At 57.6% G+C, this 1324-nt stretch carries 2 protein-coding genes; both read left to right on the top strand.

The window, feature by feature from the left end:
* Positions 1 to 279: 279 nt before the first annotated feature.
* Positions 280 to 714 carry a transposase gene (locus HNR46_RS21300; protein ID WP_221285322.1) on the top strand — a complete coding sequence of 145 codons (435 nt, stop codon included), beginning with the start codon at positions 280 to 282 and terminating at the stop codon, positions 712 to 714.
* Positions 662 to 1069 carry a transposase gene (locus HNR46_RS21295; protein ID WP_184022587.1) on the top strand — a complete coding sequence of 136 codons (408 nt, stop codon included), beginning with the start codon at positions 662 to 664 and terminating at the stop codon, positions 1067 to 1069. Before HNR46_RS21300 ends, HNR46_RS21295 begins: the two co-directional genes overlap by 53 nt.
* Positions 1070 to 1324 lie beyond the last annotated feature (255 nt).

Raw genomic sequence — 1324 nt, 5'->3', positions numbered from 1 at the left:
CCCGCCCGGAAATCGAAAACGACGTCCATCACTCGGCACCATCCGAAGGCAATGGTACGACGGGCTCAACAGGGGTTTTCCGACGGTCTCGTTAGTTCTACTTCGGCTAATTGTTTGGTGAATGATATAGAGTGTGGACCATGCCTGTGGCTTGAGGGGCGTCGGCCTTGGACCGCGAACCGGAACTCCGCTCCGACAACCTGCAGTGGCTGATCAAGCCGGCCCTGCAAAATAAAAAAAGATGACGCCACCGATCTGAGGCTTGTGGAACGATACCCCGTGGACTTTTGCGAAACCTACGAGCCGCACTTCATCTGGCAAGGCATGCTCAGTGTGGGGCACGCGCGCCACTACCTTTCAGGACTTCTCGGTACACAGCGGCGCAAGAATATCGAAACCTTCGAGAAGGATGTCGCCGGAAGCGACTTTAATGGCATGGAACAGTTCGTCAGTTCCTCGCCCTGGTGCTATCAGGCATTGATGGATCACGTGGCTTCGGATGCTAACGAGTTGCATGGTGATGCCCACAAGGCCGGACTCTCCATGGATGAGTCGAGCTTTCTGAAAAAGGGCCACGCCGCGGTGGGAGTGCGGCGGCAAGAGTCGGGACGGGCTGGCAAGATTGAAAACTGCCAGGTCGGCGTGTTCGCCGGACGAGCGGATGTGCATCACGGATTTTCGGCTCTATCTGCCGGAGTCCTGGGCGGAGGATGAGGACCGGTGCCGCAAGGCGAAGATTCCCGAGGGTCACCGCATCTATCATGCGAATTGGCTACAGGCACTTGAGATGGTCGCCCATGCCCGCAAGCAGGGATTGAAGTTCGGTTGGATCGGGGCGGACAGCCTGGATGGAAGCAACGCGAAGTTTCTCAACGCGGTGGAGGATCTCGGCGAAAAGTTCATGGGAGACGTAAATAAGACCACCAAGCTGTGGTGCTCCAAGCCGCGACTTGAAGAGGTTGCGGCGTCTGAAAGCCACGGTCACCCACGCAAGCACGCGCGCCTTTCACCAGGCAATCCAGCGGAGTATGTGAGTGTCGGGGAACTCGCCTCGCGCCACTTTGAGTAAGGGCATCGGGTGGTGAACTATCGCCGCGGCCAGAAAGGAAAGCTGTTGACGAGGGTATGGGTGCGCAAGGTGTGGTGCAGGGAAAAGGGTTGGGACCGGATCCGGCACCGGTTACTGGTGGTTCGCAGGGGTGCCTACGGGAATTTCAAATACAGTCTAATTCTACTTCGTTCAATTGCTTGAGGAATGATGCGGGACGTGCATGATGCCTTCGGCTTGAGGGGCTTCGGCCTTGGACAGCGAACCGGAACTCCG

Origin of the sequence: Haloferula luteola, assembly GCF_014201715.1 — a bacterium.
Taxonomy (GTDB): domain Bacteria; phylum Verrucomicrobiota; class Verrucomicrobiia; order Verrucomicrobiales; family Akkermansiaceae; genus Haloferula; species Haloferula luteola.
Note: the sequence above shows the minus strand (reverse complement) of the source record. Positions and strands in the feature narration are given on the sequence as shown.